This is a genomic window from Pseudomonas sp. S5D5 (assembly GCF_003013355.1).
Taxonomy (GTDB): Bacteria; Pseudomonadota; Gammaproteobacteria; order Pseudomonadales; family Pseudomonadaceae; genus Aquipseudomonas; species Aquipseudomonas aylmerensis.
In genome coordinates, this window is record NZ_PTEO01000001.1 from 5,996,711 (window position 1) to 6,021,155 (window position 24,445).

The following is a 24,445-nucleotide window of genomic DNA, read 5'->3' on the forward strand; positions in this document are numbered from 1 at the left end:
TATGAAAGCCGCCCTGCAAGACGAAACCGGCGACGACATCGCCCAAGCCCTCGAAGACGGCTGGCTGCCGATTCGCGAAGTGGCGCGCCAGACCGGCGTCAACGCCGTGACCCTGCGCGCCTGGGAGCGCCGCTATGGCCTGATCGTGCCCCAGCGCACGCCCAAGGGCCATCGGCTGTTCAGCGCCGATCACGTGCAACGCATCCACACCATCCTGACCTGGCTCAATCGCGGCGTGCCGGTCAGCCAGGTCAAAGGCCTGATCGACTCTGCCCAAGCCCTTCCAGAGACTGTCGAGAATGAGTGGCACGGGTTGCGCCAGAACCTGTTGAATGCCATCAGCGAATTGATCGAACGCCGGGTCGACGACGTCTTCAACCAGGCCATGGCGCTGTACCCGCCGCGCACGTTGTGCGAGCAATTGTTGCTGCCGCTGCTGCAGGACCTGGAGCAGCGCTGGCAAGGCCAGTTCGGCGCGCAGATGGAGCGGGTGTTTTTCCTGTCCTGGCTGCGCAGCAAATTCGGCGCACGCATCTATCACAACAACCGCCAGTTGCAGGGCCCGCCGCTGCTGCTGATCAATCAGTCCGACCTGCCACTGGAGCCGCACCTGTGGCTCAGCGCCTGGCTGGCCAGCAGTGCCGATTGCCCGGTGGAAGTCTTCGATTGGCCACTGCCCGCCGGCGAATTGGCCCTGGCCGTGGAGCACCTGCAACCGCGCGCGGTGCTGCTGTATTCGAGCAAGGCCCTCCACTTGTCGGCACTCGCAAAACTATTGAGCGGCGTCAGTGGCCCAAAGTTGATCGTCGGACCAACGGTATGCATCCACCAGGCCGAGTTAGCCGTATTAACCCGTGACACCCCTGAATTGTTCGTGGCCGAAGACCCCTTGTCGGCCCACCAGATACTGATCCAGCGTGGACTTCTTTAAATGCATTTGATCTGGCTGCGCACCGACCTGCGCCTACACGACAACACCGCCCTCGCCGCCGCCTGCCAGCGCGGCCCGGTTGCAGCCGTGTACCTCATCACGCCGGAGCAATGGCTGGCCCACGATGATGCGCCGTGCAAAGTCGACTTCTGGCTGCGCAACCTGCAGCACTTGAGCCAGGCCCTGGGCAAGCTGAATATCCCCCTGCTGATCCGCCACGCCGCCACCTGGGATCAGGTGCCCGCCGCGCTGGGCAAGCTGTGCCGGGAGTTGTCGGTGCAGTCGGTGCACGTCAACGAGGAATACGGCATCCATGAAAGCCGTCGCGATGCGGCAGTGGCCAAGGCGCTGGACGCCGATGGCGTCAGCTTTCACAGCTACCTGGACCAGCTGTTTTTCCAACCCGGCAGCGTGCTGACCAAGACCGGCACGTACTTCCAGGTGTTCAGCCAGTTCCGCAAGGTCTGCTACACCCGCTTACACAGCGCCCTGCCGCGCCTGGTCGCGACGCCGAAGGCCCAAGCGCCTGTCCCGTTGAAAAGTGATCCGATCCCCGAGCAGGTCGACGGGTTTGCACCACCCAGCGAGACCTTGCGCGCCCTCTGGCCCGCCGGCGAAGAGGAAGCCCGCCGCCGCCTCGACGCCTTCGCCGACCAGCAGATCAGTTACTACAAGGACGAGCGCGACTTCCCGGCCAAGCCCGGCACCAGCCAGCTGTCCGCCTACCTCGCGGCGGGCGTGGTGTCGCCGCGCCAGTGCCTGCACGCCGCGTTGCAAACCAACCAGGGCGAATTCGAAAGCGGCGATATCGGCGCCATCACCTGGATCAACGAGTTGCTCTGGCGCGAGTTCTACAAACACATCCTGGTCGGCTATCCAAGGGTGTCTCGCCATCGCGCCTTCCGCCCCGAGACCGAGGCGGTCGCCTGGCGTGACGCGCCCAAGGACCTCGCGGCCTGGCAACAAGCCCGCACCGGGCTGCCGATCATCGACGCAGCCATGCGCCAACTACTGGAGACCGGCTGGATGCACAACCGCCTGCGCATGGTGGTCGCGATGTTCCTGACCAAGAACCTGCTGATCGACTGGCGTGAAGGCGAGCGCTTCTTCATGCGCCACCTGATCGACGGCGACCTGGCGGCCAACAACGGCGGCTGGCAGTGGAGTTCCTCTACCGGCACCGATTCGGCCCCGTACTTCCGGATTTTCAGCCCACTGAGCCAATCGGAAAAATTCGACAGCGAAGGCGTGTTTATCAAGCATTGGCTGCCGGAACTGGTCGCGCTGAATAAAAAGGAAGTGCACAACCCCGAGGCAGTCGGCGGCCTGTTCGGCGTGGCGGATTACCCGCGCGCCATCGTCGACCTGAAAAAGTCCCGCGAACGCGCCCTGGCAGCCTTCCGCAGCCTGCCTTCACGCCAGGAGGTCGCCGAACATGAGTGATTTCCTGCGCCGCTTCGCCCAGGCTTTTTCCACCCTCGACAAACACAACCTGCACCTGCTCGACAGCCTGTACAGTCAGGACATCGCCTTTACCGATCCACTGCATGAGGTGCAGGGATTGCCCGCGATGCACCGCTACTTCGCCGAGTTGTACAGCAACGTCAGCCAGCTGCGCTTCGACTTCCACGGGTTCGACCAGGTGGCCGAAGGCGAAGGCTACCTGCGCTGGAAAATGAGCTTTACCCACCCGCGCCTGGCCAACGGCAAGGTCATCCGCGTGGAGGGCTGTTCGCACCTGATGTGGCGTGAAAAGGTCTACCGCCATCGCGATTACTTCGATGCCGGCGCCCTGCTCTACGAACACCTTCCCGTACTGGGCAGCGTCGTCAACTGGCTGAAAAGGAGAATGGGATGAACGCACTGCCGCCCCGTCGTTATTGGCTGACCGGCGCCAGCAGTGGCATCGGTGCCTCGCTGGCCGTGGAGCTGCTCAACAGCGGCGCCCATGTGGCACTGAGTTCGCGCAGCAAAGGCCCGCTGCAGGCCCTCGCCCAACGTTTTCCCGGACAAGTGCTGGTGGTGCCTGGCGACCTGACCAACAGCCAGACTGTGCGCGAGATCGGTGAGCAGATCGCCGCGGCCTGGGGTTCGCTCGACACGGTGATCCTGAATGCGGGCACCTGTGAATACGTGGACGCCCGGCAATTCGACGCCTCGATTGTCGAACATGTGGTGCGCACCAATTTGCTCGCCAGCAGTTATTGCATCGAAGCCGCGCTGCCGTTGCTGCGTGCCGGGCGCACCCCGCATCTGGTCGGCGTCGCCAGTGCCGTGACCTACCTGCCGATGCCGCGTGCCGAGGCCTACGGTGCGTCCAAAGCCGGGCTGCGCTACCTGTTCGAATCGCTGCGCATCAGCCTGTCGCCGGAAAACATCGACGTCACGGTGATCAGCCCAGGCTTCGTCGACACCCCGCTGACTGAGCGCAACGATTTCCCGATGCCCCTGAGCTGGTCCGCCGACAAAGCCGCGCGGCACATCTTCGCCAAGTTGGAAAAACGCCCACTCGAGATTGCCTTCCCGGCGCTGTTTATCGCCACCCTGTGGCCGCTGTCGAAACTGCCCAACCGTGCCCAGTTGATCATCGGCAAGCGCATGCTGCGCAGCCCGCCGCCGCAGAAGGACGACCTGTGAAGATCGCCATTATCGGCAGCGGCATCGCCGGGCTGACCAGCGCCTACCTGCTCAGCCGTCGCCACGACATCACGCTGTTCGAAGCGGGCGACCGCATCGGCGGGCATACCCACACGGTCAATGTGACGGTCGAGGGTAAAAGCTACGCGGTGGACACCGGTTTCATCGTATTCAACGACTGGACCTATCCCAATTTCATCCGCCTGCTGGGGCAGGTCGGGGTGGCGTTCAAACCCACCGAGATGAGTTTTTCGGTGTGCGACGAGAACGCCGGGTTCGAGTACAACGGCAACAACCTCAACAGCCTGTTCGCCCAACGCCGCAATATCCTGTCGCCAGGTTTCTGGGGCATGTTGCGCGATATCCTGCGCTTCAATCGCCAGGCGCCGCTGGACCTGCAGGAGCAGCGCATCAGCGCCGAAATGACCCTGGGTGACTACCTTGAGGCCGGCGGGTATGGCCCGCGCTTTATCCGGCACTACATCGTGCCGATGGGCGCGGCGATCTGGTCGATGTCCCTGCAGGACATGCTGGGGTTCCCGCTGCAGTTCTTTGTGCGCTTCTTCAAGAACCACGGCCTGCTCTCGGTGAACAACCGCCCGCAATGGTGTGTGATCGAAGGCGGATCCAGCCGCTATATCGAGCCGCTGACCCGCAGCTTTCGCGAACAGGTGCGTCTCAATTGCCCCGTGCACCTGGTCGAACGCGACGCCGAGGGTGTGGTTATCCACAGCGCGGCCGGCACCGAAGCCTTTGACAAGGTGGTGTTCGCCTGCCACAGCGACCAGGCACTGGCGTTGCTCGGCGACCCGAGCCAGGCCGAGCAGGAGATCCTCGGCGCCCTGCCCTATGCCGACAACGATGTCGTGCTGCATACCGACACCCGCCTGCTGCCCGACCGCAAGCTGGCCTGGGCCAGCTGGAATTATCGACTGACCGGCAACACGCAGGCCCAGGCGGCCGTCACCTACGACATGAACATCCTGCAAGGCATCGACAGCGCCACCACGTTTTGCGTCAGCCTCAACCAGACGCCAATGATCAACCCGCTGAAGATCCTCGCCCGCTATACCTACGCCCACCCGCAATACAGCCTCGCGGCGGTGGCGGCCCAAGGTCGTTGGGAAGAACTCTGCGGTACGCGCAACACCTTTTACTGTGGCGCCTACTGGGCCAATGGTTTCCATGAAGACGGCGTGGTCAGCGCCCTGCGCGTGGCGCAAGCCTTCGGGGAGGCCCTGTGAACAGCGCCCTGTACAGCGGCTGGATCGCCCATCGCCGGTTTGCGCCCAAGGCTCACGCCTTTCGCTACCGCATCGGGCTGCTGTACCTGGACTTGAGCGAAGAAGAGCAAGTGCTCGGGCTCTCGCCGCTGGCCGGCGCGAGTCGCCTGGCACCCTTCGGTTTTCGCCAGCAGGATTACCTGCGTGAATTGACGCGCCACGGCATGAGCTTGACCGCCGCCGTGCGCCAGGAAGTCGGCAAGGCGCTGGGGCGTACACCCCAGGGCGTAATCTGCCTACTGACCCAGGCCCGCAGTTGGGGCCTGGCTTTTAATCCGGTGAGTTTCTTCTACTGCTTCGAGGCCGACGGACGTCTGGCCGCGATCCTGTGCGAAGTGACCAACACCCCTTGGCGCGAGCGCTATCACTACGTGCTGCCGGCCCAGGCCCTTGGCGCGGATGAGCACCAGCATTTCGCCGTGGCCAAGGCGTTTCATGTGTCGCCGTTCTTGCCGCGCGACCTGGAGTACCGCATGAGCTTCAGCCCGCCCGCCGCCAAGCTCGGCGTGCACATGGCCGATTGGCAAGGCGAGCTGAAAGTCTTCGATGCCACGCTGAGCCTGCACAAGGAAACACTCACCCGCGCCAGCTTGCACCGCTACCTGTGGCGCTTTCCGTGGATGACCGCCAAGACCTGCCTCGCCATCTACTGGCAGGCCTTGCGCCTGTTGCTCAAACGCACACCGATTTTTTCCCATCAGGCCGCCGATGGCGCCTCTCGCACCGCAGTCGGGTATACCAAGGATCGCCGCCATGAAATCCCCTAGCTTATCGGTCAAGACCAACCGCCTGAACGTCAACGGCCTGACCAGTGCGCTGCTGCGCAAAGGTGTGCTGCGCCAACTCAGCCAACTGCGCCATGGCCAGTTGGTGGTGATCGAGGATGGCGAGCGCCAAGTGTTCGGCGCACGCGAAGCGCACCTGCTGGGCGAGATCCAGATTCTCGACCCGGCGGTGTGGGGCCTGGTGGCGGCCAACGGTTCCATCGGCGCCGGCGAGGCGTTTATCCACGGCTACTGGAGCAGCCCGGACCTCACCGCAGTGGTGCGCGTGATGGTCAGCAACCTCGATGTGCTCGACGCGATGGAAGGTGGCCTGGCGCGCCTCGCACGGCCGTTCACCCAAGGCCTGCACTGGCTCAACCGCAACACGCGCAAGGGCTCGCAGAAAAACATCGCGGCCCACTACGACCTGGGCAATGACCTGTTCGAAGAATTCCTCGACCCGACCATGATGTACTCGGCCGCGCAGTTCCTGACCGCCGACGACAGCCTGGAACAGGCGCAACTGAACAAGCTTGAGCGTATCTGCCAGAAGCTCGCCCTCAAACCCACCGACCACTTGCTGGAAATCGGCACTGGCTGGGGCAGCATGGCGCTGTATGCAGCGCAGCATTACGGCTGCAAGGTCACCACCACGACCTTGTCCAAGGAGCAGTTCGCCTACACCGAAAAACGCATCGCGGCCCTCGGCCTGCAAGACCAGGTCACGCTGCTGCTGCAGGACTACCGCGACCTGACCGGCCAGTACGACAAGCTGGTGTCCATCGAGATGATCGAAGCGGTGGGCCATCGTTTCCTGCCGACCTACTTCAAGCAATGCGCGCACCTGCTCAAGAGCGACGGCTTGATGTTGCTGCAGGCCATTACCATCCGTGAGCAACGTTTCGAGCAGGCCAAGAACAGCGTCGACTTTATCCAGCGCTATATCTTCCCCGGTGGCGCCCTGCCCTGCGTGCAGAACATGCTGCAGATCGTCAGCCGCGACACCGATATGAACCTGCTGCACATGGAGGATTTCGGTCTGCATTACGCGCGAACCCTGCGCCTGTGGCATGAGAACTTTCGCCGCGCCCAGGGTCGCCTGACGGAGCTGGGCTACGACGAATACTTCCTGCGCTTGTGGGAGTTTTACCTGTGCTACTGCGAGGGCGGCTTCATGGAGCGCACCATCGGCACCGCGCAACTGCTGCTGGCCAAGCCGTCGGCCATCAACCCACCGCTGCTTGGGCGCTTCAGTGCTTAAGACCGTGGCCAATGCCGTGCTCTTCCAGTGCGGCTGGTTTGCCTGTGTACTGGGTGGGGACAGCCTTTGGCTGCTGGTGGGGCTGGCGGTACTGGCCCTCCATCTGCTGTGGATAAGTGCCTGGTCCCGCGAAGGCCAGGCGATTCTCGCCGTGACCCTGCTGGGGACAGTCATCGATACGTCGCTGCGCACCTTCGGCGTGTTTCACTTCGGCGCGCCCGGGCCGTTGATTCCCTTCTGGTTGATTTTGCTGTGGGCGCTGCTGGCCACGACCTTGCGCCATTGCCTGGCCTGGAGCGCCCAGCCCTGGTGGCGTGCCAGCCTGCTGGGCGCGCTGGGTGGGCCGCTGTCGTATTACGCAGGCAGCCAGTTGGCCGGGGTCAGTTTTGGCTACGGCACTGCCGCCACCCTGATCGGCCTCGCCCTGCTCTGGGCCGTGATATTTCCGGTGTTGCACTGGATTGCCGGGCAACTGGCGCACTGACGTCCGTCAGAGCAGTCATACGCGCATCGTCGCCTTGCCTTACACTGCACGCCTATGACCAACATCCCCCATACCCAAATCACCGAACCCGCCGTTACCTGCTCGACGTGCGCGGCCTGCTGCTGCCAGCTGGAAGTGCTGCTGATCACGGACACAGGCGTGCCGGAGCGCTATATCGATACGGACGATTGGGGCGGCGAAGTCATGCTGCGCCTGGACGATGGCTGGTGCGCGGCGCTGGATCGGGACACGATGATGTGCACGATCTACGAGCGGCGGCCGCTGATTTGCAGGGAATTCGAGATGGGCGCGCCGGAATGCCTGACCGAGCGCGAAGGCATTGCAACAGCGTATCGCTGATTGAACTACATCCTGCAGGAGCCGGCGTGCCGGCTCCTGCAGGAATGTGTGTTTAGAGCGGCATGGTGTAGTGCAGCGAGTAGCTCTCTACGCCGTCGTTGTTGCTGCTGATCCCGGCATTGGAGTAGTGAGTGGCGCGAATGCCCACTTCATGCCCACCGGTAAAGCGCAGGCCGAAACCCAGGCGGTCTTCGAACTGGAAGGCCTGGCCGATGTTGTTGTCTTCCAGGCGCGTGCGGGAGAACACCGCCACACCGATCCCCGCCTCGATATAAGGCTTCACCGACTGTCCGGCGAATTCATACACAAACACCGGAGAGAACGACAGGCTGCTCGCGCCTGCACGGTCGTCGCCTTCCCAATAGGTGTAGGCACCGCTCCAGTAGCCGGTCAGGCGACCGACATCACTTTGCATCCAACTCTTGTCCCAATCCGACGTCAGCCCCAATCGATAAGTGAGCGTCGAATCACTGGTGGCCCCCAGGCCAAACTCAAGTCCAGCGGCCTGCGCCGAAAAAGAGTGTCCCACCACAGCGGCCGCAATCGCAGCCAAACAGAACAAGCGCTTCATAAGAAACATCCTTTCCGAACGAAGTTATATGGTTTTGTACAGGCAATCCCGCTATAGAAGCCTACGCAGTGTCAGAAGTTCAGCCTGGAATCACGATATTTCACGAATTTTTCACGCGCTGAAGCTTCGCACATCTCCGGGATGTTTCCATAGTGTCGGTAGGATATTTCTGAAATGACACACATCGCCACTGGTCCAGAACTGTGCGGGCTGAGGATTGCCGCTGGCGAGCAGGTCGCGCTCGCCGAGCAGACGCTTCAGCTGGCGAGCCACGGCGGCGCCGGTGTCGATCAGAATGATGCTGGGCGGCAGCATCTGCGCCAGCAGCGGCTTGAGGAAGGGGTAGTGGGTACAACCGAGGATGATGGTGTCGCAGCCGACGCTGAGCAGCGGGTCGACATAACCCTGCAACAGTTGGCGCAACACCGGGCTGTTCAGGTCGCCGGTCTCGATCAGTTCCACCAGGCCGGGGCAAGGCTGGGTGACCACGCGTACATCGGTGGCGAATCGATCCAGTAGCGCGGCGAACTTGGCGCTTTGCAAGGTACCGGTGGTAGCGAGCACACCGACTACACCGCTGCGGGTCGCGGCGGCAGCAGGTTTGACGGCAGGCTCCATCCCCACCAGCGGCCACTCGGGATAGTCCACGCGCAAATCCGCGACCGCCGCGACCGTGGCGGTGTTGCAGGCAATCACGAACGCCTTGGCGCCCCGCTCACGGAAAAACTCGGCGACGGCCCGGGAGCGCTGAAGAATGAATCCCGGGGTTTTCTCGCCGTACGGGATATGCCCGCAGTCCGCCACGTACAGCAGCGATTCATGGGGCAGCAGCTGCTGGATTTCATCCAGTACCGACAAGCCGCCGACACCGGAATCGAACACACCGATCGGCGCGCCCTTAACCATGCCGCGGCCCGCAGACGCTGCAGCCAGGGTCGCGCTTGACGCGCAACTCGCGAAAACGCGTGGTCAGCGCGTCGATCAGTAGCAGGCGGCCCACCAGCGGCTCGCCAAAACCGGCCAGCAGCTTCAAGGCTTCCAGCGCCTGCAGGCTGCCGACCACGCCGACCAGCGGACCGACCACGCCGGCTTCGCTGCAGGTGAGTTCGCTGTCGCTGCCGTGCCCATATAAACAGTGGTAGCACGGGCTGTCGGCGCGGCGCGGGTCGAACACCGACAACTGGCCCTCAAGGCGAATCGCCGCGCCACTGACCAGCGGCTTGGTCGCCGCCACGCAAGCGGCGTTGACTGCCTCGCGGGTGGAAAAGTTGTCACTGCAATCGAGCACCACGTCCACCGCCGCCACGGCTGCAGCCAAGGAATCGGCATCCAGCGCACTGCGATGGGCAACCAGGCTGATTTCGGGGTTTATCGCGCCCAGGCGACGCAGGGCCGAGTCGACCTTGGTCTGCCCGACGCTGTCGGTATCATGAATGATCTGGCGTTGCAGATTGGTCAGGTCGACGCTGTCGAAATCCGCCAGGTGCAATTCGCCCACCCCGGCGGCGGCCAGGTAAAGCGCCACCGGCGCGCCCAGGCCACCGAGGCCGACGATCAGGGCGCGGCTGTTTTTGAGGCGCAACTGGCCTTCGATGTCGACATGTTGCAACAGAATCTGTCGGCTATAGCGCAACAGCTCCTGATCGGTCAGCACGGCCGGCGTCCCAGGGTAATGCGTTCGTGGCCGCCAAGGTCGATGCGGCTGGCCACCGCCTCGAAGCCCTGGCTGGACAACAGGTCACGCACGGCCGCGGCCTGGTCGTAACCGTGTTCCAGCACCAACCAGCCACCGGCATTCAGATGGGCCGGGGCCTCGCGGATGATCAAGCGCAAGTCGTCCAGGCCGTCATGGCCCGCCACCAGCGCACTCGCCGGCTCAAAGCGCACGTCGCCCGCCACCAGGTGCGGATCGTTGTCGGCGATGTACGGCGGGTTACTGATGATCAGGTCGTAGGCATGACCTTGCAGGGCACTGAACCAATGGCTGTTCAGCACCGTGGCATTGTTGAGGTGCAGGCGCTGGCGATTGCGCTCGGCCAGGGCCACGGCCTCCAGCACTCGGTCGACAGCGGTGACCTGCCAGGCGGGGCGCTCGCTGGCCAGGGCCAGGGCGATGGCGCCGCTGCCGGTGCCCAGGTCGAGGACCTTGGCCGGCGTGGCCGGCAACAATTCCAGCGCCGCCTCCACCAGCATCTCGGTTTCCGGACGCGGGATCAGCGTGTGAGGCGCGACCTCCAGGTCAAGTTTCCAGAAGCCTTGCTGGCCGAGGATATAGGCCACCGGTTCACCGCCACGACGGCGCTGCAGGTAGTCGGCGAACGTCAGTGCGGCCTCGCTGCTGACAATTTTTTCCGGCCAGGTGTGCAGGTAACTGCGCGACTTGCCCAGGGCAGCGGCCAGCAACAATTCGGCATCCAGGCGCGCGGTAGGCGAGTCGGGAAGATCGGCGGCGCGCAGCAGGCTGGCGATGATGGTCATTTATTCACCTATCGCGGCCAATTGATCGGCCTGGTATTCGGCGAGCAACGGCTCGATCACCGCATCCACGCCGCCGGCGAGAATCTCGTCCAGGGAGTAAAGGGTGAGGTTGACCCGGTGGTCGGTGACCCGGCCCTGGGCGAAGTTGTAGGTGCGGATGCGTTCGGAACGGTCGCCCGAGCCCACCAGCAACTTACGCTCGTTGGCAATCGCGTTGGCGGCGGCGCTGGTCTGCTGGTCATTGAGTTTGGCCGACAGCCAGGACATGGCGCGTGCACGGTTCTTGTGCTGGGAACGCTCCTCCTGGCACTCGACCACGATGCCCGACGGCAAGTGAGTGATACGAATCGCCGAGTCAGTCTTGTTGACGTGCTGGCCACCGGCGCCCGACGAGCGGTAGGTGTCGACCCGCAGGTCCGCCGGGTTGATCTCGATCGCTTCCTGTTCGTCCGGCTCGGGCAACACGGCCACGGTGCATGCGGAGGTATGGATGCGACCTTGGGATTCAGTCGCCGGGACCCGCTGCACGCGGTGCGCGCCGGACTCGAACTTGAGCTTGCCGTAGACGTTGTCGCCTTCGACCCGCGCGATGACTTCTTTATAGCCGCCGTGTTCGCCTTCGTTCTCGGACAGGATCTCGACCCGCCAGCCACGACGCTCGGCGTAGCGCGAGTACATGCGGAACAGGTCGCCGGAGAAGATCGCCGCCTCATCGCCGCCGGTACCAGCGCGGATCTCGAGGAACACATTACGCCCGTCGTTGGGGTCCTTGGGCAGCAACATGCGCTGCAGGTCACCTTCCAGCTCGGCAAGTTTTTCCTTGGCTTCGCGGACTTCTTCGACGGCCATTTCACGCATATCCGGATCGCTGTCCTTGAGCAGCGCCTGGGCGCCCTCGAGGTCGGCCTGCACTTTAGTCAAGTGTTTGTAGGTGGCCACGATAGGCTCAACTTCGGCGTATTCCTTGGAATAGGCGCGGAACTTGGCCTGATCGGAAATGACCTCGCCGTCGCCGAGCAAAGCGGTCAGTTCTTCGAAACGGTCCTGGAGCACGTCCAGTTTATTGAGCAGTGACGCTTTCATTGCGGTTTTTTATCCGAAGAGCTGTCTGACGCGCCCTCACCGAGGGCAAAGAGTTCCTGGGCCATGGCCAACGCATCGAGGCGGCCTTCGGCAGTCAATTTTTTAAGCTGTACGCTGGGTGCATGGAGCAACTTGTTGGTCAGGCCGCGCGCCAGTTGCATCAGCACCTCTTCGGCGCTGCTGCCATTGGCGAGCAGGCGCTGGGCCTTGATCAACTCCTCATCGCGCAGGCGCTCGCCTTGCTGACGATACGCCTTGAGCACGTCCACCGCCGCGAGTTCACGCAGGCGCACCATGAAATCTTCGGCGCCGGTGCTGACCATCTCCTCGGCGGCCTGGGCTGCGCCCTGTCGGCTCTTGAGGTTTTCGGCGACCACTTCGTGCAGATCGTCGACGCTGTAGAGGTAAACGTCGTCCAACTCGCCGACTTCGGGCTCGATATCGCGGGGAACGGCGATATCGACCATGAAGATCGGCTTGTGCTTGCGCAGCTTCAGCGCACTTTCCACCGCACCCTTGCCCAGGATCGGCAACTGGCTGGCGGTAGAGCTGATGACGATATCGCTGCGCACCAGCTCGGCCGGGATATCCGACAGCAGCACCGCGTGGGCACCGAACTGTTCGGCAAGGATGCTCGCGCGCTCCAGGGTACGGTTGGCAACGACGATGCGCTTCACACCCAGGTCGTGCAGATGGCGGGCGACCAGGGTGATGGTCTCGCCGGCGCCGATCAGCAAGGCCTGGCTGCGCTGCAAATCACTGAAAATCTGTTTGGCCAGGCTGACGGCGGCGAACGCCACGGACACCGGGTTTTCGCCGATGGCGGTGTCGGTGCGCACCTGCTTGGCAGAATTGAAGGTGGCCTGGAACAGGCGGCCCAGCAGCGGGCCGACAGTGCCGGCCTCACGCGCCACGGCGTAGGCGGACTTCATCTGGCCGAGAATCTGCGGTTCGCCCAGCACCAGCGAATCAAGGCCGGACGCCACGCGCATCATGTGACGAACTGCCGCATCATCTTCATGCACATACGCACTGGCGCGCAGGTCGTCGAGGCTCAAATGGTGGTAATCGGCCAGCCAGCGCAGTACCACATCCGCTGAAAGATGTTCCTGCTCTATATAAAGCTCGCTGCGATTGCAGGTCGAAAGGATTGCAGCTTCGCGGCTGTCGGTGAGCCGGCAGAGCTGCTGCAAGGCCTCAACCAACTGCTCGGGCGTAAACGCCACGCGCTCGCGCACGTCTACGGAGGCAGTCTTGTGGTTAATACCGAGTGCGAGGAAGGCCATTCAATATCGCTGATGATGTCGGGAAGCCGACAATTGTCCTACTTCGAAAGATTCAGAACAACCACCGTCGTCTATTGTCCTAATGCCTTGTGTCTATAAAGGCATCCATTGAGACTCGGTTATGTTTGGCCGAAGGCTTGTGTCATGATGATCCGACCGCAGGTTAGTCGTCCTCTTCCTATATGAATAGATCTTCCGCGTTGCTCCTTGCTTTTGTCTTCCTCAGCGGCTGCCAGGCCATGGCACCCGTGTCGCCGGACGGTACGCCGCCGGTAGAAGACAGCACCCCCGCCCCTGAAAAGCCCAAGGTTTATTCCTCATTCAGTGAAGAAACGGTGTTCAGCCTGCTGAGCGCGGAGCTGGCCGGGCAACGCAATCGTTTCGACATTGCGCTGGATAACTACGTGACCCAGGCGATCAACACGCAGGATCCGGGCATTTCCGAGCGAGCGTTTCGCATCGCCGAGTACCTGGGCGCCGATCAGGCTGCGCTGGACACGTCGCTGATCTGGGCGAAAAACGCGCCGGACGACCTGGAGGCGCAGCGTGCCGCCGCCATCCAACTGGCGCGCGCGGGCCGCTATGACGACTCCATGGTCTATATGGAGAAGGTCCTGCAGGGCAAGGGCGACACCCACTTCGACTTCCTTGCGCTGTCGGCTGCCGACACCGACCAGGACACGCGCAATGGCCTGATGAAGAGTTTCGACCGCCTGCTGCAAAAACACCCGAAGAACAGCCAGCTGATTTTCGGCAAGGCCTTGCTGCTGCAGCAGGACGATGAAGCCGAAGCCGCGCTGAAGCTGCTGGAGCAGAACCCGCCGGAAGACGGCGAGATCGCGCCGATCCTGTTGCGCGCGCGCCTGCTGCAGAACCTCAATCGCGGCAAGGAAGCGATTCCGCTGCTGGAAAAAAGCATCAAGAAGTATCCGGAAGACAAGCGCCTGCGCCTGACCTACGCGCGCACACTGGTGGAGCAGGACCGGATGGAGGACGCCAAAGTGCAGTTCGCCAACCTGGTCCAGCAGTACCCGGACGACGACGAACTGCGCTACTCCCTGGCACTGGTGTGCCTGGAAGCCAAGGCCTGGGACGAGGCCAAGGGCTACCTGGAGGACTTGATCGCCCGGGAAAGCCATGTGGACTCGGCGCACCTGAACCTCGGCCGTATTGCCGAGGAGCGCAACGATCCACAGGCTGCGCTGCTCGAATACGCCCAGGTCGGTCCGGGTAATGACTATTTGCCGGCGCAGTTGCGCCAGGCCGACATCCTGATGAGCAACGGGCGCACCGACGAGGCGGAAAAACGCCTGGCCGCCGCCCGCGACGCCGAACCCGACTATGCGATCCAGCTCTACCTGATCCAGGCCGAGACCTTGTCCGCCAACAATCAGGGCGAGCGCGCCTGGAAGGTGCTGCAACAAGCCTTGTTGCAATTTCCTGACGATTTGAACCTGCTGTACACGCGCGCCATGCAGGCGGAAAAACGCAATGACCTGGTGCAGATGGAAAAAGACCTGCGCCTGATCATCAAGCGCGATCCGGACAACGCCATGGCCCTGAATGCCCTGGGCTACACCTTGTCCGACCGCACCACGCGCTACGACGAAGCCAAGGTCCTGATCGAACAAGCCCACAAACTCAACCCGGAAGACCCGGCGGTGCTCGACAGCCTCGGCTGGGTGAATTACCGCCTGGGCAACCTGGACGAAGCCGAACGCTTGCTGCGCCAGGCGCTGGAGCGCTTCCCCGACCAGGAAGTCGCCGCGCACCTGGGCGAAGTGCTGTGGGCCAATGGCAAGCAGCGCGAAGCCCGGCAAGTCTGGGAGAAATTCCTCAAGGAACAACCCGAAAGCCCCATCCTGCGCGGCACCATCAAGCGCCTGACCGGATCCGAGACCCTTTAAGCTTATGTTCTTGCGCCACGTTATTGTTTTCAGCTTCATCGCCTTGCTCGCCGGTTGCGCGGGCATCGGCAGCCGAGAATCCGTTGAGGGCCAGGGCAACCCGGCGCAATGGAAACAACACAAGGACCAACTCAGCAGCATCGACGGCTGGCAAATCGACGGCAAGGTCGGGGTTCGCGCGCCGAAAGACTCCGGCAGCGGCACCCTGTTCTGGCTGCAACGCCAGGACTACTACGACATTCGCCTGTCCGGTCCGCTGGGTCGGGGCGCTGCCCGCCTGACCGGCCGACCTGGGCAGGTCAGCCTTGAAGTGGCCAACCAGGGCCGCTATGAAGCGACCTCACCGGAAGAATTGCTGGAACAGCAGATGGGCTGGAAGCTGCCGGTATCCCATCTAGTGTGGTGGGTGCGCGGCTTGCCCGCGCCCGACAGCAAAAGTCGCCTGAGCCTCAACGGCGACAGCCGCCTGGCCTCGCTGGAGCAGGATGGCTGGCAGGTCGAATACCTGAGCTACGTGCAGCAGAACGGCTATTGGCTGCCCGAGCGCATCAAGCTGCACGGCACCGATCTTGACGTCACGCTGGTGATCAAGGAATGGCAGCCGCGCAAGCTGGGGCAATGACGTGACCGAACGCCTGACCCTGCCCTCCCCGGCCAAACTCAATCTGATGCTGCACATTCTTGGGCGTCGCGAAGACGGCTACCACGAACTGCAGACACTGTTTCAATTTCTCGACTACGGCGATGAACTGACCTTCGCCGTACGCGACGATGGCGTGATCCAGCTGCACACCGAATTCGAAGGCGTGCCCCACGACAGCAACTTGATCGTGAAGGCGGCAAAAAAACTTCAGGAACAATCCGGCTGCACGCTGGGCATCGATATCTGGATCGATAAAATTCTGCCCATGGGCGGCGGGATCGGTGGCGGCAGCTCGAATGCCGCGACCACGCTGCTGGGTCTGAACCACTTGTGGCAGCTCGGCTGGGACCACGATCGCCTGGCTGCGCTGGGCCTGACGCTGGGGGCCGACGTGCCGGTTTTCGTACGTGGACACGCGGCTTTTGCCGAGGGCGTGGGCGAGAAACTCAGCCCCGAATACCCCGAAGAGCCGTGGTATGTCGTGCTTGTTCCGCAAGTATCTGTAAGTACAGCAGAAATTTTTTCAGATCCACTGTTGACACGTAACTCTCCTCCCATTAAAGTGCGCCCCGTTCCCAAGGGAAACAGTCGAAATGACTGCTTACCGGTTGTAGCAAGGCGTTATCCAGAGGTACGTAACGCTTTGAATTTGTTAGGTAAATTTACCGAAGCAAAATTAACCGGCACTGGAAGTTGTGTGTTTGGGGGCTTCCCAAGCAAAGCTGAAGCTGATAAAGTCTCGGCCCTTCTTACAGAGACCCTTACAGGGTTTGTAGCAAAGGGAAGCAACGTTTCGATGTTGCATCGCAAGCTGCAAAGTCTGCTCTAAAAGGAACCGAGTACTGGGTACTCGTTGCAACAGATACAGGGGCGTCGCCAAGCGGTAAGGCAGCAGGTTTTGATCCTGCCATGCGTTGGTTCGAATCCAGCCGCCCCTGCCATTTTCCTATACTCATCCAGGTTACCCTCAGCCTCTAGGTACTGCGCGTGTCCAAGATGATGGTCTTTACGGGGAACGCTAACCCCGATCTGGCTCGACGTGTCGTACGTCAGCTGCATATCCCTCTCGGTGACATCTCTGTCGGTAAATTCTCCGACGGCGAAATTACTGCCGAGATCAATGAAAACGTCCGCGGTAAAGACGTCTTCATTATTCAGCCGACTTGCGCTCCGACCAACGATAACCTGATGGAACTCGTCGTGATGGCTGATGCCTTCCGCCGCTCCTCAGCGACTCGAATCACAGCTGTAATCCCTTACTTTGGTTATGCCCGTCAGGATCGCCGTCCGCGTTCCGCACGTGTGGCAATCAGCGCGAAAGTCGTAGCTGACATGCTGACCGTGGTAGGCATCGACCGTGTTCTCACGGTTGACCTGCACGCTGACCAAATCCAGGGGTTCTTCGATATTCCGGTAGATAACATCTACGGCTCCCCCGTCCTGGTGGATGACATCGAAGACCAGCGCTTTGAAAACCTGATGATCGTGTCCCCGGACATTGGCGGCGTCGTGCGTGCACGGGCTGTTGCCAAATCCCTGGGCGTGGATCTCGGGATCATCGACAAACGCCGCGAGAAAGCCAATCACTCTGAAGTGATGCATATCATCGGTGATGTCGAAGGGCGTACCTGTATTCTGGTTGATGACATGGTCGACACCGCCGGCACCCTGTGCCACGCGGCCAAAGCCTTGAAAGAGCACGGTGCAGCTAAAGTCTTCGCCTACTGCACACACCCTGTGCTGTCGGGCCGAGCGATCGAGAACATCGAGAATTCCATGCTGGACGAACTGGTGGTGACTAACACCATCCCGTTGTCCGCTGCAGCTCAAGCCTGTTCGCGTATCCGTCAACTGGATATCGCACCGGTAGTTGCCGAGGCGGTTCGCCGTATCAGCAACGAAGAATCGATCAGCGCGATGTTCCGTTAAGGGTCAAACCTTTCGGAGCACCTCACTGACGAAAAGCGCCCCGCCCCAGCATACTGTTGGGGCGGGGCTTTTTTGCCCATATCGCCTTTAGCGCTGGTCGCAAACGCTGGGGCGAATGTGGTTATTTTGGAGATACAACATGAACGATTTTACTCTGAATGCTGAAGTGCGTTCCGACCTGGGGAAAGGTGCGAGCCGCCGCCTGCGTCGTCTCGCAAGCCTGGTTCCAGCTGTAGTTTACGGTGGCGACAAAGCCCCTGAATCCATCAGCATGCTGGCCAAGGAAATCGCCAAACTGCTCGAAAACGATGCTGCCTACAGCCACGTTATCGAACTGAACGTTGGTGGCACCAAGCAAAACGTCATCATCAAGGCTCTGCAACGTCACCCGGCCAAAGGCCACGTGCTGCACGCTGACTTTGTACGCGTTGTTGCCGGTCAGAAACTGACCGCCATCGTTCCAGTGCACTTCGTTGGCGAAGCTGCTCCGATCAAGAAAGGCGGCGAAATCTCGCACGTTACTTCGGAAATCGAAGTGTCCTGCCTGCCGAAAGACCTGCCTGAGTTCATCGAAGTCGACCTGGCTAACGCTGAAATCGGCGACATCATCCACCTGTCCGACCTCAAGGCCCCTAAAGGCGTTGAGTTTGTTGCACTGGCTCACGGTGATGACAAAGCTGTTGCAAACGTACACGCTCCACGCGTTGCACCAGAAGCTGAAGAAGGCGCTGCAGAGTAATTCACTCTGTATTGCCGGAGCTTGAGGAAACATCGCGGACCGAAACGTAGCGAGAAAGCGGGCGATAACGCGGCGTTTACTCTTGAGTAAATGATCTCTTGTCGTCCACTTTCGCCGCACGCAGGTGTAGCGATGTTATCCACAACTCCAAAGGAAGGGCCCCTGTCGTGACTGCCATTAAACTGATCGTTGGCCTGGGAAATCCAGGCGCCGAATACGAACAGACCCGGCATAACGCGGGGGCCCTTTTTGTTGAGCGTATCGCCCATGCCCAAGGTGTGAACCTGGTGGCCGATCGCAAATATTTTGGCCTGACCGGGCGCTTCTCGCATCAGGGTCAGGATGTTCGTCTGCTGATTCCCACCACCTACATGAACCGCAGCGGCCAGGCTGTCGCGGCGCTTGCGGGTTTCTTCCGGATAAAACCCGAAGAGATCCTGGTGGCCCATGACGAACTGGACCTGCCACCCGGCGTTGCCAAGCTCAAGCTTGGCGGCGGGCATGGCGGGCACAACGGCTTGCGCGACATCATTGCGCAATTGGGCAATCAGAATAATTTCTACCGCCTGCGGCTCGGCATTGGCCACCCAGGCGTCGCCAGTATGGTTTCAAATTTCGTCCTGGGTCGTGCGCCACGCGCCGAACAGGAAAAACTCGATGCCAGCATCGACTTTGCCCTCGGCGTGCTGCCGGATATCTTCGCCGGTGAATGGAACCGTGCGATGAAAAACCTGCACAGCCAGAAGGCCTGACTCTTACCGAGGGGAAACACCATGGGATTCAATTGCGGCATCGTCGGCCTGCCCAACGTCGGCAAATCCACCCTGTTCAACGCCTTGACCAAGTCCGGTATTGCGGCGGAGAACTTCCCCTTCTGCACCATCGAACCCAACAGCGGCATCGTGCCGATGCCGGATCCGCGTCTGGAAGCACTGGCGGCCATCGTCAATCCCAAGCGCATCCTGCCGACCACCATGGAATTCGTCGACATCGCGGGCCTGGTTGCCGGCGCGTCGAAAGGTGAAGGCCTGGGCAACAAGTTTTTGGCCAACATCCGTGAAACCGATGCCATCGCCCACGTGGTCCGCTGCTTTGAAGACGAGAACGTGATTCACGTCTCCAACAGCGTCGACCCGAAACGCGACATCGAGATCATCGACCTGGAACTGATCTTCGCCGACCTCGACAGCTGCGAGAAGCAATTGCAGAAAGTCGCACGTAACGCCAAGGGCGGCGACAAGGATGCAGTGGTCCAGAAGGGCCTGCTGGAGCAGTTGATCGCGCACTTCACCCTGGGCAAGCCGGCACGCAGCCTGATGAAGACCATGGGCGCTGACGAGAAGGCCGTGATCAAGGGCTTCCACCTGCTGACCACCAAGCCTGTGATGTACATCGCCAACGTCGCTGAAGACGGCTTCGAGAACAACCCGCTGCTCGACGTGGTGAAGGCCATTGCCGACGAAGAAGGCGCGATCGTGGTGCCGGTGTGCAACAAGATCGAAGCAGAAATCGCCGAACTCGATGACGGCGAAGAGAAGGACATGTTCCTCGAGGCCCTGGGCCTGACCGAACCTGGCCTGAATCGCGTAATCCGCGCGGGCTACGAGATGCTCAACCTGCAGACCTACTTCACCGCCGGCGTGGAAGAAGTCCGCGCGTGGACCGTCAAGGTCGGCGCCACCGCGCCACAAGCCGCAGGTGTGATCCACACCGACTTCGAGAAAGGTTTCATCCGCGCTGAGGTGATCGCCTACAACGACTTCATCCAGTACAAAGGTGAGGCGGGTACCAAGGAAGCCGGTAAGTGGCGCTTGGAAGGTAAGGATTACATTGTGAAAGATGGCGATGTGATGCACTTCCGCTTTAACGTGTAGGTTTACCTGTAGTTTAAACAGTAAAAAAGCCGATGCTTCGCATCGGCTTTTTTGTGGGCGCACATTTATATATCGCATCAACTAGTGATTCAGCCAAAACCCAGATAACTTCAGACTTTTCCCACCCAATCGTTCGCGCCTAGCAAAAACATCAAATATCAAGATTAGAATCCAACTTATCTTACACAGCCCTGGCCAATAACGACTCCAAGAGCACGTGACAACAGTTATAAAATTCTATCTACTGCAGTGAGCCTGTGACAGTGTCCTTGCAATGAAGCAATAGCGATTATGGAGTTATCATTCGATGTCGGCGTTTGACCACATGGAAAATGAGACGGAGTTATACCTGAATGACGATCCAGATATTAAAAGCATGTTGGGTAGCACTGCTACGTTTAACATCGATATCTTGTTGCTGGGGGAGACCGGCACTGGCAAAGATACGTTAGCTCAGCGCATTCATCATCTATCCGGCCGACGAGGTAACTTTATTGCCGTAAACTGCGCAGCTATCCCTGAAAGCCTCGCCGAAAGCCAATTGTTCGGCGTCAACAGCGGCGCTTATACCGGAGCAATACAATCACGCGCTGGTTTCGTCGAGGCCGCCCACTTGGGCACGCTGTATCTGGATGAGATCGACAGCATGCCACTAAGCTTGCAAGCCAAACTGCTGCGCGTGCTAGAGTCACGCGGTGTGGAGCGCTTGGGTTCGACCCGTTTTATCCCAGTGGACATGCGTGTGATAGCGTCAGCCCAGCATTCGTTGCACGACATGGTCGAGCAAGCCACTTTTAGGCGCGATCTGTACTTTCGCCTGAATGTTGTCAACATTCAGTTACCTACCTTGCGGGATCGACGCGACTGCATCATTTCGTTATTTCTGGAGATGATCCAGAAAGAAGCAGCACATTTCAAACTTCCTGCCCCTCCTCCACCCGAGAGTCTGCTGCAGCAGCTGTTTGTTCACACTTGGCCGGGCAACGTTCGCGAACTACGTTCGACCGCGAAGCGATTTGTATTAGGACTGCCAGTGCTCTCAACTCCGTCCTCCTCCCACTTGGGCAAAAAAACAAGCCTGAAGTCAAGTTTGCAACAAATTGAAAAAACGCTGATTGAGGAGTCTTTGCGCCGCCATGACTACTGTGTAACCCCAGTGGCTATCGAATTAGGTGTTTCCAGGCGTACGCTGTACCACAGGATCAAACATCTGGAAATTTCACTGGAATGAGGCCAATGCCTTTCGTTTTCGTACTAAAACGTCACGTCTTTTTAGTCATAAACATCCTTGCAAGGCCTGGTCTATTAACGCATGGGCAGGACAAAGATAAGCCTGTCGACATACATAACTGGAAACATTTAACCACCACGCACCGGGAACGCATCCGTCACGATAACCACACAGATAGCACCTAAGCAAATATATGCTGGGTCAAATAAACTCAATTTTACGCTTGGAGCTTATATGTCTTTTTCAGTCGGTCAAAACTATCGCGGTGCCCCTTATCCACTCGCTGGTCTCAATCCCAATATGGCCGATAGCCCCGAAGAAGTAGAGGCTAAACAGATTTCAAATAAGCAGAAAAGAGACACATTAGATAACGCTTGGCTAGGTGCCCAGATGAAGAACGTTAACGAACAGGTACGAAACTCCAAAGGTAATTAATCAGTTGATCTACCGGTTGCCTCTTGTGCCTGATGACCTTGAGGCAATCATCTTGCCTGCCTGAAGGTCACTTCATCTGTTCTCATAGAAAGTTACCATGAGTCATCAATGAGCCCACATGCCATGCGTATAAAAGAAACTCAGCTTTCAGATCAGTCCGACAGCGGCGCCGTTACCTACGCAGCACCTGAGCATTCCTTCTCAAGTAGGGATGCCAGTTTTTTTTCATCGATGCTCGAACGCTCAAACCATACAAAGGCAGTGTCTTCAGGGTCTAACGTCCCCCAGCTTTTTGTTGAGGCGTCCAATCAGCTCAGCGCCTCAATGAACCGTTTTTCCAAACTCGTCCGCGCGCCAAAGAAAGAGCTCGACTTTGAAGCCTACAAAACATACTCCCGCGATTTATTTAACGCACAACTTACTCCCCACCTGTTGACAAAATGCCTCGCCAAGGCGACCCAAGGCGTCGACAAGATATGTAACTTGCAGTAATGAAAATGCCCCCCCTTTTCTCTGCCGTCATCTTCATTGTTATTGCATCCCTATTGGGCGGATGCAGCGACCGTGTGGAACTTCATCGCCAACTCTCCGAACAGGAGGCCAATGAAGTCGTAGCCGAATTGGCTGATAAAAATATTCGCGCCACAAAATTTCCGGCTAAGGACGGTGTTGTCATCACGGTTAATACCGTTGATATCGGGCGAGCCGTACGAACACTGGAAGCCGTAGGTCTACCCAGAGTTGCTCGGACCACGCTAGGGGATACCTTTCGCAAGGAAGGCGTAATTTCAACGCCATTGGAAGAACGCGCGCGCTATATCTATGCCTTGTCCCAAGAGCTTGAGGCCACTTTGTCCAACATTGACGGCGTCATTGTCGCACGCGTGCACGTGGTGTTACCGGAACGCGTCGCGCCGGGCGAGCCAGTACAACCGGCATCTGCATCGGTATTCATCAAGCACGACCCACGGTTGGACCCCGATAACATCCGAGCACGGATTCGCAGAATGGTAGCGAGCAGTATCCCTGGCATGTCTATGGCAGTGGACAACCTGCAAAAACTCTCGGTGATATTCGTGCCAGCGACTATTTACCAGGAGCAGCAGCGACTGGTGTATTTCGGCCCTTTCCTGGTGCCTAGCGATAATCTTGGGTTCTGGCGAACCAGCGTAATGGTTTTACTGCTCAGCGTGATCGTCCTCCCGATCGCCTTATTGCTGCTGCACAAACGGCGTCAGAGTCGCCATCAAGAAACGGGGTCAACGGGCAAATCAACGGTTTCTGTTCATGACGCCTAGACTCGATCATCAGCTTCATGAACACCTGCCGTGGGCGCGATGGTGGGTATTTCCCTGGGAGTCTGCCCACGAAGACTGGAAGGGCGAAGATTACCCGGTGATTGAAACGCTGCTTCGCAGTGGACAGTCAGCACCAGACAAACTACTGGGTTATGCAGCCTGTTTGCCTGCTAAGCCGCACCCCACAGTGATCCGCCTGGCCTTGGCCTCTAGGGAACAACTGAACCTAATGCTGGCATTGGTTCACGGCACCTTCAATCCCCAGGACTCAGACCTCTTGACCGACATTCATCATCAATGGTGCATGCGTCTTTCCAAGGCGCTGCCCCCCGTGATACTGCCGCCGGGTTCTGACCCGATACAACTGCTCCATAGCTGGGTTGAAGCCGCGACCTGGCAGCGCCTTAGATTGCGATTCCCGCGTAAATGTGTGGTTGAGGTTGAAACAACAAACCTTCCGCACGGAATCACAGGTAACCGACTCGACACACTCTGGCAGGCCGTCGTATGGCGCGCTACTACATTGGCGAGTAATGACATGCCCACACCTAGCACGAGTGAGGAGTTCAACAGTGTTATGCCGTTACAACATTAAGTTATCCGGGCTCTCGCCTAGCGCGCCACGTAGCATAATACCCCGGGAAGAGCTTGCAAACTGGAAGCATGCAAATCAACTTTTGCGTGACGCAAACATTCAAGCTGAAGAGTTGATCAGATTGACAGAGCAGAAATGTGAGGCGTTGCTGGAGAAGGCCTCGATTGATATCTGGCAACGCGCCGATGCTCAGCTCAAACAGTGGGAACGTAGTAGGCAAACGATGTGCGACACCGTGGAGCATTACGCCACCCAGATCACCAACCAGGCGATTCGCAGCCTACTTGACGAGATAGTAGCCCCACAACGAGTGGCAGCCCTCGTTAAGCAATTGCTGAAGAGCCAAGTTGAGGAAATCAGCGCGACACTGATGTGCCACCCACATGACCTTAAAGAGGTAACGCACGCTTTAGCCCACTATGGGAGCACGTTCTGGAAGCTTATAGCCGACAGCTCAATCGACGCCCAAACACTTGTATTGAAGACAGATGAAGGCGATTTCCGAATCAGCTGGAACGACATGCGCAATGCTCTTTATGAACAGGTTAGGGATCGTCGGATCGATGTCTGACCTCGCTTTTCTCTAGCCCTATTAATGCTGCCTATTTAGTAATGACTTCGCAATTCCTTCGACGGCCATCAGCCATAAAGGTAGA

At 59.6% G+C, this 24,445-nt stretch carries 28 protein-coding genes and 1 tRNA gene; 23 read left to right on the plus strand and 6 right to left on the minus strand.

Annotated elements, in window-relative coordinates; translation table 11 throughout:
- Window position 1: 1 nt before the first annotated feature.
- The 9 genes from C9990_RS27445 to C9990_RS27485 are packed head-to-tail and all read left to right on the plus strand — an operon-like array spanning window position 2 to window position 7,720.
- Entirely contained in the window at window positions 2–931 is a 930-nt protein-coding gene (locus tag C9990_RS27445; RefSeq protein ID WP_065900520.1) for a MerR family transcriptional regulator, read from the plus strand.
- Window positions 932–2,374 carry a deoxyribodipyrimidine photo-lyase gene (gene phrB / locus C9990_RS27450; protein WP_106805199.1) on the plus strand — a complete coding sequence of 481 codons (1,443 nt, stop codon included), beginning with the start codon at window positions 932–934 and terminating at the stop codon, window positions 2,372–2,374.
- Window positions 2,367–2,789 carry a nuclear transport factor 2 family protein gene (locus C9990_RS27455; RefSeq protein ID WP_065900516.1) on the plus strand — a complete coding sequence of 141 codons (423 nt, stop codon included), beginning with the start codon at window positions 2,367–2,369 and terminating at the stop codon, window positions 2,787–2,789. The genes phrB and C9990_RS27455 overlap by 8 nt, the downstream gene beginning before the upstream one ends.
- Window positions 2,786–3,568, plus strand: coding sequence for an SDR family oxidoreductase (locus C9990_RS27460; RefSeq protein WP_065900514.1), 783 nt, complete (start codon window positions 2,786–2,788; stop codon window positions 3,566–3,568). The genes C9990_RS27455 and C9990_RS27460 overlap by 4 nt, the downstream gene beginning before the upstream one ends.
- Window positions 3,565–4,812, plus strand: coding sequence for an NAD(P)/FAD-dependent oxidoreductase (locus C9990_RS27465; protein WP_106805200.1), 1,248 nt, complete (start codon window positions 3,565–3,567; stop codon window positions 4,810–4,812). Before C9990_RS27460 ends, C9990_RS27465 begins: the two co-directional genes overlap by 4 nt.
- Window positions 4,809–5,618: a DUF1365 domain-containing protein gene (locus tag C9990_RS27470; protein WP_065900510.1), complete on the plus strand. Its 810-nt coding sequence runs from the start codon at window positions 4,809–4,811 to the stop codon at window positions 5,616–5,618. The genes C9990_RS27465 and C9990_RS27470 overlap by 4 nt, the downstream gene beginning before the upstream one ends.
- Window positions 5,605–6,876 carry a cyclopropane-fatty-acyl-phospholipid synthase family protein gene (locus tag C9990_RS27475; protein ID WP_065900509.1) on the plus strand — a complete coding sequence of 424 codons (1,272 nt, stop codon included), beginning with the start codon at window positions 5,605–5,607 and terminating at the stop codon, window positions 6,874–6,876. The genes C9990_RS27470 and C9990_RS27475 overlap by 14 nt, the downstream gene beginning before the upstream one ends.
- Window positions 6,869–7,360, plus strand: coding sequence for a DUF2878 domain-containing protein (locus C9990_RS27480; RefSeq protein WP_106805201.1), 492 nt, complete (start codon window positions 6,869–6,871; stop codon window positions 7,358–7,360). The genes C9990_RS27475 and C9990_RS27480 overlap by 8 nt, the downstream gene beginning before the upstream one ends.
- Window positions 7,361–7,414: 54 nt before the next feature.
- Complete coding sequence (locus C9990_RS27485) at window positions 7,415–7,720, plus strand: YkgJ family cysteine cluster protein (RefSeq protein ID WP_065900507.1); 306 nt, start codon at window positions 7,415–7,417, stop codon at window positions 7,718–7,720.
- Window positions 7,721–7,772: 52 nt separating this feature from the next.
- Here the strand turns inward: C9990_RS27485 and C9990_RS27490 are convergent, their stop codons facing one another.
- From C9990_RS27490 to hemA, 6 genes are all read right to left on the minus strand, one after another.
- Window positions 7,773–8,291 carry an acyloxyacyl hydrolase gene (locus tag C9990_RS27490; protein ID WP_065900506.1) on the minus strand — a complete coding sequence of 173 codons (519 nt, stop codon included), beginning with the start codon at window positions 8,289–8,291 and terminating at the stop codon, window positions 7,773–7,775.
- A gap of 111 nt (window positions 8,292–8,402) precedes the next feature.
- Window positions 8,403–9,197 (minus strand): glutamate racemase, encoded by a 795-nt coding sequence (gene murI / locus C9990_RS27495; RefSeq protein WP_065900504.1) that lies wholly within the window; start codon window positions 9,195–9,197, stop codon window positions 8,403–8,405.
- Window positions 9,190–9,945 carry a molybdopterin-synthase adenylyltransferase MoeB gene (moeB, locus tag C9990_RS27500; RefSeq protein ID WP_065900502.1) on the minus strand — a complete coding sequence of 252 codons (756 nt, stop codon included), beginning with the start codon at window positions 9,943–9,945 and terminating at the stop codon, window positions 9,190–9,192. Before moeB ends, murI begins: the two co-directional genes overlap by 8 nt.
- Window positions 9,939–10,769 (minus strand): peptide chain release factor N(5)-glutamine methyltransferase, encoded by an 831-nt coding sequence (prmC, locus tag C9990_RS27505; RefSeq protein WP_106805202.1) that lies wholly within the window; start codon window positions 10,767–10,769, stop codon window positions 9,939–9,941. Before prmC ends, moeB begins: the two co-directional genes overlap by 7 nt.
- The gene (prfA, locus tag C9990_RS27510) at window positions 10,770–11,852 is read right to left on the minus strand and encodes a peptide chain release factor 1 (protein WP_106805203.1); all 1,083 of its coding nucleotides are present in this window, start codon (window positions 11,850–11,852) and stop codon (window positions 10,770–10,772) included. It abuts the gene before it with no gap.
- Window positions 11,849–13,138, minus strand: a complete 1,290-nt coding sequence (hemA, locus tag C9990_RS27515) for a glutamyl-tRNA reductase (RefSeq protein ID WP_065900498.1) — start codon at window positions 13,136–13,138, stop codon at window positions 11,849–11,851. The genes prfA and hemA overlap by 4 nt, the downstream gene beginning before the upstream one ends.
- A 182-nt stretch (window positions 13,139–13,320) precedes the next feature.
- On the opposite strand from hemA, the gene C9990_RS27520 reads away from it, so the two are divergent.
- The 14 genes from C9990_RS27520 (at window position 13,321) to sctL (ending at window position 24,360) form a co-directional block, all read left to right on the plus strand.
- Window positions 13,321–15,045, plus strand: a complete 1,725-nt coding sequence (locus C9990_RS27520; protein WP_065900496.1) for a tetratricopeptide repeat protein — start codon at window positions 13,321–13,323, stop codon at window positions 15,043–15,045.
- A gap of 4 nt (window positions 15,046–15,049) precedes the next feature.
- On the plus strand, window positions 15,050–15,667 hold the full coding sequence (gene lolB / locus C9990_RS27525; RefSeq protein WP_065900494.1) for a lipoprotein insertase outer membrane protein LolB: 618 nt from the start codon (window positions 15,050–15,052) through the stop codon (window positions 15,665–15,667).
- A gap of 1 nt (window position 15,668) precedes the next feature.
- A complete protein-coding gene (gene ispE / locus C9990_RS27530) occupies window positions 15,669–16,517 on the plus strand; it encodes a 4-(cytidine 5'-diphospho)-2-C-methyl-D-erythritol kinase (protein WP_106805204.1) in 849 nt (282 codons plus the stop codon).
- A gap of 37 nt (window positions 16,518–16,554) precedes the next feature.
- Window positions 16,555–16,629, plus strand: a tRNA-Gln gene (locus tag C9990_RS27535).
- Between the two features lie 46 nt (window positions 16,630–16,675).
- The gene (locus tag C9990_RS27540; RefSeq protein ID WP_003208392.1) at window positions 16,676–17,617 is read left to right on the plus strand and encodes a ribose-phosphate pyrophosphokinase; all 942 of its coding nucleotides are present in this window, start codon (window positions 16,676–16,678) and stop codon (window positions 17,615–17,617) included.
- A gap of 139 nt (window positions 17,618–17,756) precedes the next feature.
- Window positions 17,757–18,356: a 50S ribosomal protein L25/general stress protein Ctc gene (locus tag C9990_RS27545; RefSeq protein WP_065900493.1), complete on the plus strand. Its 600-nt coding sequence runs from the start codon at window positions 17,757–17,759 to the stop codon at window positions 18,354–18,356.
- A 167-nt stretch (window positions 18,357–18,523) separates the two neighbouring features.
- Window positions 18,524–19,108 (plus strand): aminoacyl-tRNA hydrolase, encoded by a 585-nt coding sequence (gene pth, locus C9990_RS27550; protein WP_010213318.1) that lies wholly within the window; start codon window positions 18,524–18,526, stop codon window positions 19,106–19,108.
- Window positions 19,109–19,129: 21 nt separating this feature from the next.
- Window positions 19,130–20,230: a redox-regulated ATPase YchF gene (ychF, locus tag C9990_RS27555; RefSeq protein WP_106805205.1), complete on the plus strand. Its 1,101-nt coding sequence runs from the start codon at window positions 19,130–19,132 to the stop codon at window positions 20,228–20,230.
- 307 nt (window positions 20,231–20,537) lie between these two features.
- On the plus strand, window positions 20,538–21,461 hold the full coding sequence (locus tag C9990_RS27560) for a sigma 54-interacting transcriptional regulator (RefSeq protein ID WP_106805206.1): 924 nt from the start codon (window positions 20,538–20,540) through the stop codon (window positions 21,459–21,461).
- Window positions 21,462–21,695: 234 nt separating this feature from the next.
- Entirely contained in the window at window positions 21,696–21,896 is a 201-nt protein-coding gene (locus tag C9990_RS32365) for a hypothetical protein (protein ID WP_157955103.1), read from the plus strand.
- Between the two features lie 108 nt (window positions 21,897–22,004).
- A complete protein-coding gene (locus tag C9990_RS27565) occupies window positions 22,005–22,388 on the plus strand; it encodes a type III secretion protein (RefSeq protein ID WP_120447587.1) in 384 nt (127 codons plus the stop codon).
- 5 nt (window positions 22,389–22,393) lie between these two features.
- Window positions 22,394–23,194 (plus strand): type III secretion system inner membrane ring lipoprotein SctJ, encoded by an 801-nt coding sequence (sctJ, locus tag C9990_RS27570; protein ID WP_106805721.1) that lies wholly within the window; start codon window positions 22,394–22,396, stop codon window positions 23,192–23,194.
- Entirely contained in the window at window positions 23,184–23,789 is a 606-nt protein-coding gene (locus C9990_RS27575) for a type III secretion protein (protein ID WP_106805208.1), read from the plus strand. Before sctJ ends, C9990_RS27575 begins: the two co-directional genes overlap by 11 nt.
- Complete coding sequence (gene sctL / locus C9990_RS27580) at window positions 23,728–24,360, plus strand: type III secretion system stator protein SctL (RefSeq protein WP_207200620.1); 633 nt, start codon at window positions 23,728–23,730, stop codon at window positions 24,358–24,360. The genes C9990_RS27575 and sctL overlap by 62 nt, the downstream gene beginning before the upstream one ends.
- Window positions 24,361–24,445 lie beyond the last annotated feature (85 nt).